Origin of the sequence: Tenacibaculum mesophilum (assembly GCF_003867075.1) — a bacterium.
GTDB lineage: Bacteria > Bacteroidota > Bacteroidia > Flavobacteriales > Flavobacteriaceae > Polaribacter > Polaribacter mesophilus.
Genome location: NZ_CP032544.1, coordinates 645,758 through 663,359 on the forward strand (window position 1 = coordinate 645,758; position 17,602 = coordinate 663,359).

Genomic DNA, 17,602 nt, shown 5'->3' on the forward strand with positions numbered 1-17,602 from the left:
CCAATGAAAATAACAAAACTACTTTTACAACTTTTTTTAATAAGTATAGTACTTATCTCTTGTTCTAGTGAAGATAAAATAGTTGAAGTAATTAGAGACAAATACGATAATGGAGTTATTGTAAGTGGAGAAGGACTTTATGGAAATAAAGATGGATTTATTTCTTACGTGAATAATGAGTTATCTGAGTCACAAAATTTTATTTATGCAGGTAAAAATGGAGCATTGTTAGCAGGATTAATTCAATCAATAGCTTTTTCTGAAACAGATGCTTATATCATTTTAAATGATGCTAATATGATTGTAATTGCAGATAGATATACTTTTAAAAAGAAGGGACAAATTACAACAGGGTTAAACAATCCAAGATATATGACTATTGTAAATGGAAAAGGATATGTTACAAACTGGGGTGATGGTGCAAATGAGAATGATGATTATGTAGCTATTATAGATATTGAAACTAATACTATTGAAGAGAATACAATTTCACTAGCTAATGGTGTAGAGCAAATTGTAAATAAAGGTAATAAATTATATATCTCACATAAAGGAGGTTGGTCATCAAACAACATTGTTTCTGTAGTAGATTTAAATAATAATAATGTAGTATCAACAATAACAGTAAAAGATAATCCTGATGATATGGCTTTTGATGCTACAGGTAATTTAATTGTTTTGTCTGAAGGTAAACCTTTAGAATATGGACCAGCTCCATACTATAAAGCTACTAAAAATACTCCTTCTTCAATTTCTATTATTAATACAACTGATAATACAATAATCAAAGAATTAGCTTTTCCTGAAAATAAAAGGGCTACATATTTAGCATATTCTAATAACAAAATATATTATTATCAAGGAAATACAGATAAAGTTTACGGTATTAAAGAGACAGCAAATGAGTTAGCTGAACAAGGTATTGATGTAGGAGTTATTTATGGAATGAATGTAAGAGATAATCAATTATTTGTTGCTGAATATGAATTTCAAGAAGTAAGTGAGTTAATGGTGTATGATATTAATACTAAGAATAAAATATATTCAACAGAAGTAGGAGTAGGAGCTTCAAAAATTTATTTTAATTAAGTCGTCCCCTAGAAAAGGGAAATATTGCTATGAATAAGCTCACCAATTTGGTGAGCTTGTTTTTTATAAAAACTTTTCTTGTATTTCTTTAGAAGGAACCATACAGGCATTTTTTTTACCAAACCATTTATAGCGATTTTTAGCAATGTAATCGTATACTAAGTTTCTAAAACTCTCTGGAAATATCAAAAAAAATTGCGTTAATTTCCAAACTCCACCAAAAGCATTCATAATTTTTAGCGCAGCTGTAGATTTAATATCATAAGCAACATTTGGCTCGTATAAAATAATAGAATCAACCTTGGAAGTGTCTATCCCTAAATATTGTGTTATTTCTTTTCCTATATCCGATTGAAGAGAAGTAAAAACAAACTGATTTTTAACATCATATTTTATAACTTTTAGCACACTATCGTTGCAAAAATTACAGACACCATCAAATAAAATCACTTTTTTATTACTAGGTAAATTGTTCATATTTAATTTTTTTCAAAAAATTAAGTGTTAACTTGTAACATAAATCAAAATTAAGCGTCTTGTAAGAAAGTAAATAATGATTTAACAATAATTTATTAGTAGATTAGAAGAATTAGTATTTATTTTTTACTTAAAAATTAACTAACACTATGATTCGAATAGAAAATCTTCACAAATCTTATCCTATAGGAAAAGACTCACTTCATGTTTTAAAAGGATTAGATTTACATATAAAAGAAGGCGAATTTGTATCAATTATGGGGTCTTCAGGATCGGGGAAATCTACCTTATTAAATATTGTAGGTTTATTAGATACACATGATGAAGGAAACTACTACTTAAACGGACAGTTGATAGAAAACTTAAATGAAAAGAAAGCTGCAGTATTACGTAATAAGTTTTTAGGATTCGTTTTTCAGTCATTCAATTTGATTTCTTATAAGACAGCTTTAGAAAATGTAGCATTACCATTATACTATAAAGGAGTTGGTAGAAAAGAACGATTAGAAATAGCCTTAGAATATCTTGAAAAAGTAGGGTTAAAAGAATGGGCTAATCACTTACCAAATGAACTTTCTGGAGGTCAAAAGCAACGTGTAGCAATTGCAAGAGCTTTAGCTACCAAGCCAAAAGTTGTATTAGCAGATGAACCAACAGGAGCGTTAGATTCTACAACAACCGATTCGGTAATGGATTTATTAAAAGAAATTAACGATGAAGGTATGACTGTTTTTGTAATTACACACGAAGAAGAAGTAGCAGAACAAACTAATAGAGTTGTTCGGTTAAAAGATGGTGTTATTATTAGCGATGAGTTAACAAAAACAGCAACGAATAAAGCAAAAGCAATTTAATTATGTTTGATTTAGATCGCTGGAGAGAAATATTTCAAAGTATTGGTAAAAATAAGCTGCGTTCGGTTTTATCAGGATTTACGGTAGCTTTTGCAATTTTATTGTTTACACTATTATTTGGAATTGTATCTGGATTACAAAATCAGTTTAAAACAGCTTTTGTAGACGATGCAACCAATGCTATGTTTGTAAGAGTATGGAAAACATCCAAACCTTATAAAGGATTACAAACAGGAAGAAGAATTCAGTTAAAAAATAAAGATTTTGACTACGTTAAAGATGAGTATGAAAACAAAATTCAACATTTAACGGCAAGAATATACAAGAGTGTAAATATTACCTACAAGAACAATCAAAATAACTATCAGTTAAGAGCAGTCCATCCAGATCATCAATTTTTAGAAAAAACAATTATTGATGAAGGAAGGTATATTAACGACTTAGACTTAAAAGACAAATCTAAAGTAATTGTAATTGGTAGACTTGTAAAGCAAGACTTATTTGGAGAAAAACCAGCTTTAGGAAAAAGGGTAAACGTTGATGGAATTTCATATAAAGTAGTCGGAATATTTTCAGATAAAGGAGGAGATAATGAAGAACGATTAACCTACATGCCTGTAACAACAGCACAAAAACTATACGGAAATAACGATTATATCAGTCAAATTAATATAGGGTATAATCCAGATTTAAATTTAGATCAGGCTATTACGTTTGGTAATCGACTAGAAAGAGATTTACGTAAAAAGTTAGACATTCACCCTGATGACCAAAGTGCTTTATCCGTAAGAAATATGGCAGAAGCAAACAAAGGAATCAACCAATTTATGTTTGCGTTGTACTTTATTGTCATATTTGTAGGCTCTGGAACTTTAATAGCAGGAATTATTGGTATTAGTAATATTATGATTTTTGTTATTAAAGAGCGTACAAAAGAATTCGGAATTCGTAAGGCTTTAGGAGCAAAACCTGCATCAATTATTGGTATGGTAATTCAAGAGTCTATTTTAATAACAACCATAGCAGGGTACTTAGGTTTAAGTTTAGGAACCTATATTTTAAGTGCTATTGGAGATAGTTTAGAAAAATACTTTATAAAAGACCCAAGTGTAAGTCCGGGAATTGTAATAGGAGCTACTATTATTTTAATCTTATCAGGATTAATTGCAGGGTATTTACCAGCAAAAAAGGCAGCACAAATTAAACCAATTGTAGCACTAAGAGCAGACTAATTATGAAGTTTTTATTTGATTCAGACACTTGGCAAGAAATTTACGGAAGTATTCGTAAAAATAAATTAAGAACAGGTATTACTATTGTAGGGGTACTATGGGGAATTTTCATATTAGTAGTCTTGTTAGGCGCTGCTCGTGGTATGGAAAATAACTTTAAAAGAATTTTTGGAGATTTTGCTACCAACAGTGTTTTTTTATGGACACAGAGAACAGATACGCCTTTTAAAGGGTTTCAAAAAGGAAGAAGATTTGATTTAACATTTAAAGATATTGAAGTTCTTGAAAAAGAATATAGTAATGAAATAAAGTTATTGGCGCCTAGAAATCAAACTAATGGTACTGTTGTTAAAGATTTTAAATCAGGTGATTTTCAGGTTAGTGGAGATTATCCCGTTTTAGATCGTGTACAAAAGAAGGATTTAATCTACGGAAGATTTCTCAATCAGAATGATATAAAGAACAACTCTAAAGTTTGTGTTATTTCTGAAGATATGTACAAACAACTCTTTGATAAAAAAGAAGTACCTATTGGGCAGTATGTAAAAATTAGTAACGTTAATTACAAAGTTGTAGGTGTATATAAACCTTCAAATACTATAGATATTGATGGAGATACAGCTTACATTCCATTTACAACCTTTCAAAAAGTATACAACACATCTAATAAAGTAGATTGGATGATGATTACAGCTAATGAAGGAGTAGATATCAAGCAGATGGAAAAAGATATTTTGTTAACCTTAAAAAACTTGCATAAAGTACACCCAGAAGATAAAAGAGCTTTTGGAAGTGTAAATTTAGGAGACCAAATAGATAAATTAATGGGCTTTTTAACAGGAATGCAGTTTTTAACATGGTTTGTTGGGATTGCAACCTTAATAGCAGGAGTTTTTGCCATTGGTAACATTTTATTAATTACCGTAAAAGAGCGTACGAAAGAAATTGGAATTAGACGAGCTTTAGGAGCAACTCCAATAAGTATTAAAAGACAAATAGTATTAGAGTCAGTGTTTTTAACCACTGTGGCAGGAATGCTAGGAATTATTTTTGGAGGACTTGTTCTATTCCTATTAGATCTTTTAGTAGGAGGAGGAGACGATCCAACATTAGTAAATCCAACCGTAAATATACCCATAGTAATGCTAGCCTTTTCAATCCTAGTAATTTTAGGAACTTTAATAGGATTAATACCAGCATATATGGCAACAGTAGTAAAACCAATCGAAGCATTAAGAGAAGAATAAAAAAGAAATAATCAATTAATCATGAGCAAAAGAGCAAAAATTATCTTAGGAATAGTAGCACTATTATTTGTAGTCATCCTAATTTGGTTAGGAAAGAAAAATCAAAAAAGTGTGGTAACCTATGAAACAGAGAAACCATTCAGAACTACAATTGTTAAAAAAGCAGTAGCTACAGGAAAAGTTGTTCCTTTAGAAGAAGTTGAAATAAAACCTCAAATAGCAGGAATTATAGATAAAATAGTTGTTGAAGAAGGAGCAATAGTGAAAGCAGGTGATTTGTTAGCAACGGTAAGAGTAGTACCTAACGAACAATCGTTACAAAGTGCCAGAGGAATGATTAACTCTATACAAATTAGACTAAACAATGCAAAAACGCAATATGATAGAAATAAAAACTTATTCGACAAAGGCGTAATTTCTAGTCAAGATTTTGAAGCATCGCAATTATCATACAATCAAGCAAAAAATGACTTAAGAAATGCTCAAAACGATTATCAAATAATTAAGAAAGGGTCTGTAGGTTCTGCCGGAGCTAATACAAATATTAGAGCGACAACCTCTGGTATGGTTGTAGAAATTCCTGTAAAAAAAGGATATCAAGTTATTCAATCAAATAACTTTAATGAAGGTACAACCATAGCAACAATAGCTGATATGGAGAAAATGATTTTTGAAGGTAAAGTAGATGAATCAGAAGTAGGAAAATTAGTAAAAGGATCAAACATTGAAGTTTCATTAGGAGCTATTGAAAATAAAAAGTTCCCTGCAATATTAAACTTTATAGCGCCAAAAGGAACAGAAGAAAATGGTGCTGTACAGTTTAAAATTAAAGCAGATGTAAAACTTGATGATAATTATTTTGTAAGAGCAGGGTACAGTGCAAATGCAGATATAGTATTAGAGAAAAAAGATAGTGTTTTATCTATTAAAGAATCGTTATTACGTTTTGATAAGAAAACAGAAGAGCCTTATGTAGAAATAAAAAAGGGAGATGAGGAGTTTGAAAAGCGTGAGTTAAAACTAGGAGTTTCAGACGGAGTAAATATTGAAGTTTTAGAAGGAGTTACTGCTTCTGATGAAATTAAAATCTGGAACAAAGCATCAAAAGACGATGAGAAAAAAGATTAATAATATTTAAATTATTGATTTACAGTGTTAAAGCAGTTCTTTTAGGAGCTGCTTTTTTACTTTTAAGGAATAAAATAACACACTCATATCTAAAAAGGCGTCATTTAAGGAAGTTAAAACTAAAAAGGCTTTTTTGTTCTAGATATTTGAAGTGCTCAAAGTAAAAATGAGCATTTAATTTAATTTTTTGGGGAAAATTAAATTATTCTTTAAGGGGTAAAAGCAGCTTTTAAAAGCTGCTTTTTTTTTAAGAAATATTATTAACCTTTATAAAAAGGTAACTTCACTACTTTAGCAGGAATTTGTTTTTTACGAACTTGGATAAAAATATCACTATCAACTTTAGAGTTTTCAATAGTAACATATCCTAATCCAATTCCTTTACCTAATGACGGACTCATCGTTCCTGAAGTAACACGACCAATATTGTTTCCATCGGTATCAACAATTTCGTAATCATGACGAGGAACACCACGCTCAGTTAATTCAAATGCAACTAATTTACGAGTAACACCCGCTTCTTTTTGAGCTTTTAAAGCTTCAGCATTTACAAAGTCTTTCGTAAACTTAGTAATCCATCCTAAGCCAGCTTCTAAAGGAGAGGTCGTATCATCAATATCGTTACCATATAAGCAATATCCCATTTCTAAACGTAAAGTATCACGAGCAGCCAACCCAATAGGCTTAATTCCCCAATCTTTACCAGCTTCAAAAACCTTGTTCCAAAGTTGTTCAACATCTTCATTTTTTACATATACTTCAAATCCACCAGAACCAGTATATCCAGTAGCAGAAACTACTACATTCGGAATTCCAGCAAAATCAGTGATTTCAAAAGTATAGAATTTAATATTCGATAAATCAACTGAAGTTAACGATTGCATTGCTTCTGCAGCTTTAGGACCTTGAATAGCCAATAACGACCAATCTTCAGAACGATTTTCCATTTCAACATTCAAATCGTTGTGTTGAGAAATCCAGTTCCAATCTTTTTCAATATTAGAAGCGTTTACTACCAACATATACTCATTTTCAGCAATCATGTAAATAATTAAATCATCTACAATTCCTCCATCAGCATTCGGCATACAGCTGTACTGTGCTTTTCCAGGAACTAATTTAGAAGCGTCGTTAGAAGATATTTTTTGAATTAAAGCCAAAGCGTTTTCTCCTTTTAAAAAGAACTCTCCCATATGGCTTACATCAAAAACACCAACTCCTTTTCTAACAGTTTCGTGTTCAGCAGTTACTCCTTCGTATTGTACAGGCATATTATAACCTGCAAAAGGAACCATTTTTGCTCCCAAAGCCTCATGTACATGTGATAAAGCTGTATTTTTCATGTGTTTGTTTTTTATTGTTTTTGTAACCTTTTAACGAATAAAATAATGAGTAAACATTATTTTATTCATGTTGGTTTTATTATTGTGTATTGTTTGTTTAAAAAAGTGATGCTAAAGTATTGAAAAATTAGCAAACAATACAGTTGAATCTGAGTAATATGTAAGAGTATATTACCCAAATGTTTGTTAATATTTTCTTTGTTTTAGCTAAGAATATTAGATTTGATGAAAAATTAAAAGAAAAAGTTGTTGTAATTTCTTAACGTTTGAAACGACAACCTGAATCAAAGGATAAACTTAATGAAGCTGAACAAAAAAACAATCTTAAACATTGCATTTGTTATAATAATTGGCCTATTATTATACCCACCAACTAAAATTTATTTTATTAGGTTAGTTTCGTTTTCTCCTTCAACTATTACTGAAGAAAAAAGAGAAATGTTAAACGACTACAATTGGAATCTTAAAGGCTTAAATACTTCGAATATAGATTTTAATGAAACTAAGAATAAAGTAGTTTTTGTAAATTTTTGGGCAACTTGGTGTCCACCTTGTATTGCCGAAATGCCAAGTATTCAAAAGTTATATGACGATTATAAAGACAAGGTTGAATTTGTATTTGTGAGTAACGAAGACTGGACGACTATTGAGGCTTTTTATAAAGACAAAGGGTATGATTTACCAACGTATAACATTTTATCAAAAGTACCAGATCAACTAGTAAGCAATTCAATTCCTGCGACGTTTATAATTGATAAAAACGGAACTATTGTCGTAGATAAAAAAGGACCTGCCGATTGGAATAGTGATAAATTTAGAATTTTGTTAGACGAATTACTACAATAGAATATTTACCTTTGTAGCATGAGTCAAGAACAACCAAACAATCCGCTTCACGGAATAAAACTAGCCACCATGTTAGAAGAATTATACTTGGAATATGGTTGGGAAGAAATGGGAGAGATGTTGAATATAAATGCCTTTAAAAAGAATCCAACCTATACCTCTAGTTTAAAATTTTTAAGAATAACACCTTGGGCGAGAGCTAAAGTAGAAAGGTTGTACTTAGAAATGATAAGTAATTAAATCAAACAACCCTTTAGAGTTTAGTATAAAATACCGTACAAGCTAAAGGTTAAATACACAAACTTAGTATTTATAGTCTACTCATTTTTGTGTAGTTTTGATATTAGATGAAGAAACCCACTTTTTACATACTTCCTGTTTTATTTCTGCTAATTATTTCTTGTTCCAAAACAGTAAAGGAACAAGCCTTAACTATGAAAGATGTTTTTCCTACACAGAAAAATACAGACTCAACTTTTGTTTTTGATTTAGATACAATTATTAGTTTCAAAAACTATATAGAAAAATGCGAGTATTATGAGGAGATTACTCACAAGAAACAGTATGTAAGAACACAAAATAATGATATACCCCTAAATATTAATTTTTTTATAAAGTGTCATTTGCCAACTTTTTGTATTAAAGAAAAAAATATAATTGTATTGGAAGGCGACTTTAAAGAAGAAAAAACACTTTTTTTTCATGAAGATGAAAAAGTTCTTAGTGTTAAAAATTTTGAAAAGTATTTAAATAAACAGTTGTTAAATTGGGGAAAAGATTATGGATATTCTGATAGTCCAGATAGAAGTATAATACTATTTAGGTATCGCGATTTAACTAAAAAATCTAAAGAAAGAGTATATAAAGCATTGAATACTATATCAGTATCATATTTTAATTTTATTAATAGTTTTCAAAAGAAAAATATAGATTCTTTAAAGAGAGTATATCCTCTTCAAATATTATTGGAAAAAGACTTCAGATTGTTTGATAAGAAGGGTAATTTAATAGAGTTTCCGCCACCCCCACCACCAGCTCCATTAGAAATAGTAGAATAATGCCATATTTCATCGACGTCATATTACCCATTCCGTTGCAAAAAACGTTTACCTATACGGTAACCGAAGCAGAAGCTTCTTTCTTAAAAAAAGGAATGCGTGTAGCGGTTTCTTTCGGAAAAAGTAAGATATATACCGCATTGGTGTTTAACATTCACCAAAATGCACCCGAAGTATACGAAGCCAAAGACATTCATCAAATATTAGATGATACGCCTATTATAACGGAACAACAGTTAAAACATTGGCAATGGATTTCGAGCTATTATATGTGCTCGTTAGGCGATGTATATAGAGCAGCTTTACCATCCGCTTTTCTGTTAGAAAGTGAAACCATCATCTATAAAAATGAAAACTTTGAAGAGGAAGCAATACTAACTGATGAAGAGTTTTTAATTTTTGAAGCCTTACAACATCATTCACAGTTAACCATTCATCAAGTTGCTGATATTTTAGGAAAGAAAACCGTACTTCCTATCATTAATGGGTTAATAGAGAAGAGTGCGATTTACATTAAAGAAGAAATTTACGAAACATACAAACCTAAACTGGTTAAGTATGTTCGGTTACATAACAACTATAACTCAAATGAAGGCTTACAAACGCTTTTAGAAGAACTTTCAAGAGCTAAAAAGCAACGAGAAGCGGTACTGACGTATTTTCAGTTAGCAGCGGCTAAAAAGCCTATAAAAGCAAAAGATTTAGAAGAGCAGTCGGGAGCTTCTTCCGCAGTTTTAAAAGCCTTGGTAGAGAAAGATATTTTTGAATTTTATCATATTCAAACCGATCGAATTAACTATCAAGGAGAAACGAATCAGATAAAAGAATTGAATGAGTTTCAACAAGAAGCCTTCAATCAAATAAAAACTTCTTTTGAAACACAACAGGTAAGTTTATTACACGGGGTTACAGGCTCAGGTAAGACAGAAATTTATGTAAAACTAATTAAAGAAGTGATTGCTGAAGGAAAACAGGTATTGTTTTTACTACCAGAAATCGCTTTAACAACCCAAATCATCACCCGTTTACAAAATTATTTTGGAAACTTTATTTCGGTATTCCACTCTAAATATTCGATGAACGAACGGGTAGAGGTGTGGAATAACGTGTTAGAAAACAAACCGAAAGCGCAGGTTATTTTAGGAGCGCGTTCTTCGTTGTTTTTACCATTTTCAAACTTAGGATTAATTGTAGTGGATGAAGAACACGAAACGTCGTACAAGCAATTTGAACCGTCACCACGTTACAACGCACGCGATGCTTCGGTAGTATTAGGTCATTTGCACCAAGCAAAAGTATTGTTAGGTTCTGCAACACCATCAATAGAGAGTTATTTTAATGCTAAGCAAAACAAATACGGATTTATAGAATTAACGCGTCGTTTTGGAAACATTCAATTGCCAAAAATTGAATTGATAGACATTAAAGAAAAGCATCGAAAAAAGGAAATGAACGGTCATTTTTCGGATCGTTTATTAAAAATGATTACCGAAGCTTTAGACGAAAAAGAACAGGTTATTTTATTTCAAAACCGACGTGGGTTTTCGCCTGTGGTAGAGTGTACTACTTGTGGAGTTTCTCCTCAATGTCCGAATTGTGATGTGAGTTTAACCTATCATAAATTCCGTAAAGAGTTAAAATGTCATTATTGCCATTACCAACGTGCAATGCCGAATAGCTGTGGAGCTTGTGGAAGTGCTACCTTAGATACCAAAGGTTTTGGAACGGAGCAAATAGAATTAGAACTCAAAGAGTTATTTCCAAATCATAACATTGGACGAATGGACTTGGATACCACGCGTGGTAAATATGGGTATCAAAAAATTATTGGGGCTTTTGAAGCACAAGAAATTGATATTTTGGTAGGAACGCAAATGCTTTCTAAAGGATTGGATTTTGAAAATGTATCGTTGGTAGGAATCTTAAATGCAGATTCTATGCTCAACTTTCCTGATTTTAGAGCTCATGAGCGTGCTTTTCAGCTCATGGTACAAGTATCGGGTAGGGCAGGACGTACCAAAAAACAAGGGAATGTAGCGATACAAACCTACAACCCATATCATCAAATTTTGCAGCAGGTATCTACTAATAATTATACAGAAATGTATAAAGAGCAGTTACAAGATCGTTGGCAATTTCATTATCCGCCGTACTATCGTTTGATAAAAATTACCCTAAAACACAAAGATTACACGCGTGTTGATAACGGTATCAACTGGTTAGCCAAAGCCTTACAAAATGTATTTCATGAAAATGTATTAGGTCCTACAGCACCTGCGGTTTCTCGTATCAGAAACCAGTATATTAAAAATTTGGTGATTAAAATTCCGCCAAAACAATCCTTAGGAAAAACCAAAGAACAGCTACAAAAAATTAAAAATACCTTTGAAGCCGTAAAAGATTTTAGACCTATCCGTTTTATTGTAGATGTGGATGCTTATTAAGAGGTTTGCTAACGTCTGGGGCTTTTGCGGATTACGAAACTGAAAGTTTCAATTTAGACGAAACCCCTCCATTTTGCTAAACCCTTGCTAGTGACAGTTTTTATTTTTCCACAATTTTATTTTCGGCATTATCAATTGATTGCTTGCTTTCAAAATACAAATATTTAATATTTTCATATAGTTGGTCGTTATTAATTGTTGATTTTAGTGTGGTAGTTAAAAAGTCATAATTTGTATAAGTGGTTTTAGTTTTTAAAATAGTATTTAACCATTGCCACATTTTCTTCTCTCCAATTTCTTTTTCGATAGCAAGAAAAATAAGCGGTGCATAATTATAAACGTATAACTGCCTGTTTAAATACTCTGATTGTGATTTTATTTTGCTAAAAGGGATAGCTTCTTTTTTAAATTCTTGTAAATTTTCAATCTTTTTATTTATCATTTCTTCATAAACATCTTTTCCGATATTATTTTTAGTTAGCTGTAAAGCTAAATATTCTGCAAAACCTTCACTCATCATATCCCCGAGTTCGGAATTAAATACTTTATATGTACCGAAATAAAAATGACCTAATTCGTGAGCGATAAATGGACGGTAAAAATTTTGATATTCTGGTTCTATAACCTTCTCTAATCCATTTTGCCAACCAATGCTCATAATTGTTGGATATGATACAAACATCCAGCCGTCTTTTATTGACGTTGGTGTAGTATTTACAAAAACCGTTGCTAGCTCATACGGAATATTGAGTTTGGATTCATAAAATTTCTTGTAATCGTTAATAACAGAACTAAATTCGTTTATTTGTTCGTTGGTAAAATCGGAATTCAAAATATAAGTTTCATCAATATTGGAATATTCATATTTACCACAGAAAAGTGTTAACTCTTGTGGAATTTCACTTTTAAAATGAGTCGACTGCTTTTTAACAGGTAAACTTCCGTTTACATAAATTGTATTGCAATCTTCACAAACAATTTTAATGTCGTATCTCAATTTTTCAAAAGCTTTATCTTTTTTTATATCATAAAGAACAGGGTACCAAGCCGATTGAACTCCGTCAGTTCTTAAAGAATTATGATTAAAAGCAATATTTCCCTTCCAATCTTTTCTGCTGTAATTTTCAATGGTATCATTCACTACCGGAAATTTACCAACATATTTTATTTGTAAAGATTTGGGTAGAAATTTCCCGTCATTACCAGCAAAATAATATGCTAAAGACTCTCCTGTAGAAGTTGAGTCTGACCAGGATTTGTTTGCATAAATCAAAAAGTCATTAGGTTCTTTACTTCTAAAATGAAGTACATTCATTCCTGAATTAAGTCTGATAAAATAATCTTTTAAATGAGGAATATCACTTAAAGTTACATCACACTCAAATGTTCCTTCTTTTATTGAAATGTTTACTTTTCCTGTAATCATCGGGGCTTTCTCCTGTGCTTGAAGTTGAATTGATGATAAAATGATAGTCAGTACTAAAAAGATTTTTTTCATATAAGAATTTATTATTCTAGGGAGTTTGTTTTAAAACTGCCAATAATTCGCTTGAGAATATAAATCCATTCAATGAGTTATATTCAACGTTAGCGAAAGGTATTGGAATTTAGGTTAAGAATCAAACTAATTCTCTAAAGAAAACTTATTGTTCAATTATGTTATGATGTGTAAATGTATTATATACCTGTGTTTTGTAGTCTTGTTTTCTAATAACTGTATCTATTCTTTCATCAAAATCAATTTCAAAAACATTATAGTCTGATTTGGCGACACGAATTTTAAATGTTTCATTAAGCTTTAACTTTTTTTTCTTTATACTTTTAGGAGGTATTTGTTTGAGCTTGTGAAATGCACTATCATTTTTTATAAAATAAAAATATACTATATCTGTCCTCCCTGATTTTCCTTTTCTCGTATTTTCTTTAAGTTTTTCAATTGTAGCATAAGTTATAAATGCTCCTTTATTCAGTTTGTTTTTTTGGTAAGCTCTAAGACCATAAATAAATGAAAAAAGTATGGCTAGTATGATAAGTGTTAAAATTGGAGTTAATTTGATTTCTTTTTTCAATATGTATTTTTCATTTTATAGATGCACCTAATAATTATACCTGTTGTGTCTTTGTTGGTAAAATACTTTTTAAAACTCACGAATATCCACAATATCCCCATTTTGTAGTTTGTTTTGGGTGTCTATGTTAAGGATGGTTATTGATACCCAATAACCTCTTTCCTTACATTCTTTCTCCATTTCCTTCCAAATGTTAAATCTAAATTTTTAAAAACCCTTGTATTGTAATCAATTAAGCATTCAGGTAGTCTTGCTTCACAACCAAAATCGTAATATTTAAGCCCATATTTTCTTTCAAATCTTTTATCTTTTTTAGTAGTAGCTATGGGGGTAATTCCACTCATTAAATAAAGCTTAGCTTTCCCAGCTTTCCAATCTGATGAGGCTTTCTCTTTATTCAGTCTACATTTAGCATTAACAACTATATGTTTAGGTCTTTTATAGTTTAACCATTTAGATTTAAAGACAAATTCTTGAACATCATAATCTCCTGCAATTATAACTAAATGATATTCAGATTTTTTGTTTTTGGTTATAAATTTAAAATAGCCTAAGCTATCTGCTTTAATAAAATCAGTACTACCTTTTTCAGAGATAACTATTTCTCCTACTGGTTTTTTGCGAGTGATAGAAGAAATAATTTTCCCTCTTATTGTATCGTTTGATTGTGAATGTCCTATAGTTATAAACGCTAGAAGACTAATTGTTAGCAATTTTATTTTCTTTTTCATATTTCATTTTTAAGAAATTCCTCCAGAATAGCGTTCGACTATCTTCCACTTCCCATTTATCTTTTCTATTTTAATATTGTCGCTCCAAGCACATAAATCTCCACAAAAAAAGGTGTAATGTAAATAACCAACAGTGTAATTCCAATTAAATATAATTCTTGAAACGCCCAAGTAACCATACTCATTTTTTTGGGGGTTAAAGTCTTTTATGTTTTGAGGATTAATGTATTCAAAGGCAATTTTTTCATTCGAGAAATTGTAATCTAAGTTTCGCTCTTTTATCTTTCCTTTTTTCAAGTCGTAAAATAAACGTTCTTCTTTCTCAAATTTTTCTAATTCATTTTCAAACCTCTCTTTATTTTCCTTTATTTTCTCTTTAGAATAACTAATTCCATTTGCTCCAGTATCATATCCATTAGGTTTAACAGAATTAGCTGTATTTGTATCCAGTTTAGAAAAAATATAAAGTTTTAATTGTTTATCCTCCCAATTATTAAGTTTTACTATTTCATCGAATTTTATCATTTCAAGGATAAGATCATTAATAGCTATATTCTCATTCTCAATATATTTTTCGCTTTCATAATTCTGACAGCTAAAAAGACAAATAGTGCTAAAAAGTATAAGTAAATTCTTTTTCATATTTATTCAATTAAGTATTGAAACTAATCATTATCAAAATTCCGAATATCCACAATATCCCCATTTTGTAGTTTGTTTTGGGTGTCTATGGTAAAAATGGTTTCAGCAACGTACTCAGGAGTGTACAACTGGTCGTTTTCTTTTAAATCGATAAAACGTTGTACGTTTTTAAAATCTTTTTCATTGGTACTTCTAATATCAGTTTGCATATTGGTATCTACCACACCAGGGTAAATAGCATTACACTTTACACCATGTTCAAGCTCGTTTTGTTCCGCAGCAATGGTTTTGGTCATCATATCAATCGCAGCTTTAGACGTACAGTAAATACTCCAACCTTCATAAGGTTTTACGGCTGCTCCAGATGAAATACTAATAATCTGCTTTTTACACATCAACTGTTGTGTCGCTTCAATAAACAAACTGGATAAAATAAGTGGAGTAGTGGTATTCAAATGAATGCTTTTGGCAATATCTTCCGAAGGAATGTTTTCTAGGTTCGCTATGGTACCGAGTCTTCCGGCATTATTCATCAAGGTAATCGATGAAACTTCCAATTTCTGAATTTCGTCTAATAACATTTTAAATGTGTTATGCGTGGCTTTGGTATCAGATAAATCTACAGAAAGCTGTACCACATTTTCCAAATCGACAATGCTTCTGGATAGTGAGTATACTCTGTAATTTTCTTGTGCATATTTTTCGGCTAAGGCTTTACCGATTCCTTTACTTCCTCCGGTGATGATGATAATGTTCATAGAATAAAAATAAGGAAATATTAGTAGTTGTACTCTAAATTGTGAGATTTCTCCCTTCGGTCGCAATGACGAGTAACGTTATAGCGAGGAGTGATAACGACGTGGCTATCTTTTAGTGGATACAAAGATTGCTTCGTTCTCACTCGCAATGACGGTTGGGTTGTTAGTTGTCCTTTCGAAGGAGGTACAACTGCGAAATCTTATAGTTGATTGTTTGTGACTCCAAAGAGTACTTGGAACTTCATTGGCTGAGATTCCTCTCTCGCGTTCGGAATGACAGGAAATATCATAGTAGGGAGGTCATTGAACCTAAACTTAACTCGAAACGAGCTAAAGTACTATTAAACTTGATATGTATAGTGGAAAAGCCTTTTCGTGCATAGTGGAAAAGACATTTAGTGCCTAATAGAAGTGGTATTTAGTGCCTACTAAAAATGTTTTTATTCCCAATTATGATTATTTGAAGAATTCTTTCGAATTCTCCCAATGCACATCCATTTCAGCGAGGGTCATGTCAGAAAGTTGCTTGCCTTCTTTTTTGGCAGCTTCTTCTAAAAACTGAAAGCGATTGATGAATTTTTTGTTGGTTTTTTCCAGTGCATTTTCGGGGTTTACCCCAATAAAACGTGCGTAGTTAATCATGGAGAACAACACGTCTCCAAACTCTTTTTCTATTTTCTCTTGATTGTTGTTTTTAATTTCGTCGTTCAATTCAGAAAGCTCTTCTTGAACCTTTTCCCACACTTGATGTGGTTCTTCCCAATCAAAACCAACACCTGCAACCTTATCTTGAATACGATTGGCTTTTACTACCGCAGGTAAACTTTTAGGAACACCTTCTAAAACCGATTTATTACCTTCTTTTAGTTTGAGCTTTTCCCAGTTTTTCTTAACGTCTTCTTCGTTTTCAACAACTACATCACCATAAATATGCGGATGACGATCGATAAGTTTGTCTGAGATGGCGTTGGCAACGTCAGCAATGTCAAAAGCTTGTTTTTCGCTACCTATTTTAGCATAAAAGACGATGTGCAAAAGCACATCGCCTAATTCTTTTTTTATTTCTTGTAAATCGTTGTCTAAAATAGCATCTGCTAATTCGTAAGTTTCTTCAATAGTTAAATGACGCAGACTTTGTAAGGTTTGTTTTTTATCCCACGGACACTTCTCACGAAGATCGTCCATGATGTCTAACAAACGATTAAAGGCGGCTAACTGTTGCTTACGAGTATTCACGATTTAAGCTTCTTCTGTAGTTGTTTCTTCAGCTTCAGTTAACGTACTAAAATCAAATTCAGCTTTCGCTAAAATATTGTACCACTGAATTACTTTTTTAATGTTTGAAGCGTATACACGTTCTTCATCAAACCCAGGTAAAACTTCTCCGAAGTACTCCGTTAATTTATTAGCACTTTCTTTGTGAGAAATTGCATCTTTACCATCTTCTTTATCAGCAATATTTTTAAATACTTGCGCTAAAGGCACTTCTTCTTCGTACGTGTAAATAGCAATGTTTTCTAATAAGCTTACGTTATGAGTTGCAGTAATAGGAAAACGTTTACCGTCAACAATAGATTTTACGATAACTCCTGTTTTAGTTTGTGATAAAATTTCATACAAACCTGGCTTACCTGTTACAGCTATAATTTTGTTAAATTCCATGTCTTAATGTTTTTAGTGTATA

18 protein-coding genes are annotated in these 17,602 nt (G+C 31.3%); 9 read left to right on the forward strand and 9 right to left on the reverse strand.

Annotation, left to right across the window (positions count from 1 at the left end):
* Positions 1 to 3: 3 nt before the first annotated feature.
* Positions 4 to 1,089, forward strand: coding sequence for a YncE family protein (locus D6200_RS03000; RefSeq protein WP_073183907.1), 1,086 nt, complete (start codon positions 4 to 6; stop codon positions 1,087 to 1,089).
* Positions 1,090 to 1,152: 63 nt separating this feature from the next.
* Here the strand turns inward: D6200_RS03000 and D6200_RS03005 are convergent, their stop codons facing one another.
* Positions 1,153 to 1,566, reverse strand: a complete 414-nt coding sequence (locus tag D6200_RS03005) for a thiol-disulfide oxidoreductase DCC family protein (protein WP_073183909.1) — start codon at positions 1,564 to 1,566, stop codon at positions 1,153 to 1,155.
* Between the two features lie 149 nt (positions 1,567 to 1,715).
* On the opposite strand from D6200_RS03005, the gene D6200_RS03010 reads away from it, so the two are divergent.
* From D6200_RS03010 to D6200_RS03025, 4 genes are read left to right on the forward strand one after another with little or no spacing between them, the layout of a single operon-like run.
* Positions 1,716 to 2,420, forward strand: a complete 705-nt coding sequence (locus tag D6200_RS03010) for an ABC transporter ATP-binding protein (protein ID WP_073183911.1) — start codon at positions 1,716 to 1,718, stop codon at positions 2,418 to 2,420.
* A 2-nt stretch (positions 2,421 to 2,422) separates the two neighbouring features.
* The gene (locus tag D6200_RS03015; RefSeq protein WP_073183913.1) at positions 2,423 to 3,652 is read left to right on the forward strand and encodes an ABC transporter permease; all 1,230 of its coding nucleotides are present in this window, start codon (positions 2,423 to 2,425) and stop codon (positions 3,650 to 3,652) included.
* A gap of 2 nt (positions 3,653 to 3,654) precedes the next feature.
* A complete protein-coding gene (locus tag D6200_RS03020) occupies positions 3,655 to 4,899 on the forward strand; it encodes an ABC transporter permease (protein WP_073183915.1) in 1,245 nt (414 codons plus the stop codon).
* Positions 4,900 to 4,920: 21 nt separating this feature from the next.
* Positions 4,921 to 6,027 (forward strand): efflux RND transporter periplasmic adaptor subunit, encoded by a 1,107-nt coding sequence (locus D6200_RS03025; protein ID WP_047788721.1) that lies wholly within the window; start codon positions 4,921 to 4,923, stop codon positions 6,025 to 6,027.
* 260 nt (positions 6,028 to 6,287) lie between these two features.
* Here the strand turns inward: D6200_RS03025 and gcvT are convergent, their stop codons facing one another.
* Positions 6,288 to 7,370 (reverse strand): glycine cleavage system aminomethyltransferase GcvT, encoded by a 1,083-nt coding sequence (gene gcvT, locus D6200_RS03030; protein WP_073183917.1) that lies wholly within the window; start codon positions 7,368 to 7,370, stop codon positions 6,288 to 6,290.
* A gap of 300 nt (positions 7,371 to 7,670) precedes the next feature.
* Here gcvT and D6200_RS03035 point away from each other — a divergent pair, with 300 nt between their 5' ends.
* From D6200_RS03035 to priA, 4 genes are all read left to right on the forward strand, one after another.
* Positions 7,671 to 8,216, forward strand: coding sequence for a TlpA family protein disulfide reductase (locus D6200_RS03035; RefSeq protein WP_073183919.1), 546 nt, complete (start codon positions 7,671 to 7,673; stop codon positions 8,214 to 8,216).
* 18 nt (positions 8,217 to 8,234) lie between these two features.
* Entirely contained in the window at positions 8,235 to 8,456 is a 222-nt protein-coding gene (locus D6200_RS03040) for a VF530 family protein (RefSeq protein WP_073183920.1), read from the forward strand.
* A gap of 107 nt (positions 8,457 to 8,563) precedes the next feature.
* The gene (locus D6200_RS03045) at positions 8,564 to 9,274 is read left to right on the forward strand and encodes a hypothetical protein (protein WP_073183922.1); all 711 of its coding nucleotides are present in this window, start codon (positions 8,564 to 8,566) and stop codon (positions 9,272 to 9,274) included.
* Positions 9,274 to 11,718, forward strand: a complete 2,445-nt coding sequence (priA, locus tag D6200_RS03050; protein ID WP_073183924.1) for a replication restart helicase PriA — start codon at positions 9,274 to 9,276, stop codon at positions 11,716 to 11,718. The genes D6200_RS03045 and priA overlap by 1 nt, the downstream gene beginning before the upstream one ends.
* Before the next feature lie 100 nt (positions 11,719 to 11,818).
* Here priA and D6200_RS03055 read toward each other — a convergent pair whose 3' ends face one another.
* The 7 genes from D6200_RS03055 to D6200_RS03085 all read right to left on the reverse strand — a co-directional run bounded on the left by D6200_RS03055 (position 11,819) and on the right by D6200_RS03085 (position 17,580).
* A complete protein-coding gene (locus tag D6200_RS03055) occupies positions 11,819 to 13,216 on the reverse strand; it encodes a gluzincin family metallopeptidase (protein WP_073183926.1) in 1,398 nt (465 codons plus the stop codon).
* 145 nt (positions 13,217 to 13,361) lie between these two features.
* The gene (locus D6200_RS03060) at positions 13,362 to 13,787 is read right to left on the reverse strand and encodes a hypothetical protein (protein ID WP_073183928.1); all 426 of its coding nucleotides are present in this window, start codon (positions 13,785 to 13,787) and stop codon (positions 13,362 to 13,364) included.
* Positions 13,788 to 13,924: 137 nt separating this feature from the next.
* Entirely contained in the window at positions 13,925 to 14,518 is a 594-nt protein-coding gene (locus tag D6200_RS03065; RefSeq protein ID WP_073183930.1) for an FEKKY domain-containing protein, read from the reverse strand.
* Positions 14,519 to 14,527: 9 nt separating this feature from the next.
* Positions 14,528 to 15,160, reverse strand: coding sequence for a hypothetical protein (locus D6200_RS03070; RefSeq protein WP_073183932.1), 633 nt, complete (start codon positions 15,158 to 15,160; stop codon positions 14,528 to 14,530).
* A gap of 23 nt (positions 15,161 to 15,183) precedes the next feature.
* Positions 15,184 to 15,918, reverse strand: coding sequence for a (S)-benzoin forming benzil reductase (locus D6200_RS03075; RefSeq protein ID WP_073183934.1), 735 nt, complete (start codon positions 15,916 to 15,918; stop codon positions 15,184 to 15,186).
* A 456-nt stretch (positions 15,919 to 16,374) separates the two neighbouring features.
* Positions 16,375 to 17,154, reverse strand: a complete 780-nt coding sequence (gene mazG, locus D6200_RS03080; protein WP_073183936.1) for a nucleoside triphosphate pyrophosphohydrolase — start codon at positions 17,152 to 17,154, stop codon at positions 16,375 to 16,377.
* Between the two features lie 3 nt (positions 17,155 to 17,157).
* Positions 17,158 to 17,580 (reverse strand): DUF5606 family protein, encoded by a 423-nt coding sequence (locus tag D6200_RS03085; protein ID WP_047788730.1) that lies wholly within the window; start codon positions 17,578 to 17,580, stop codon positions 17,158 to 17,160.
* Positions 17,581 to 17,602 lie beyond the last annotated feature (22 nt).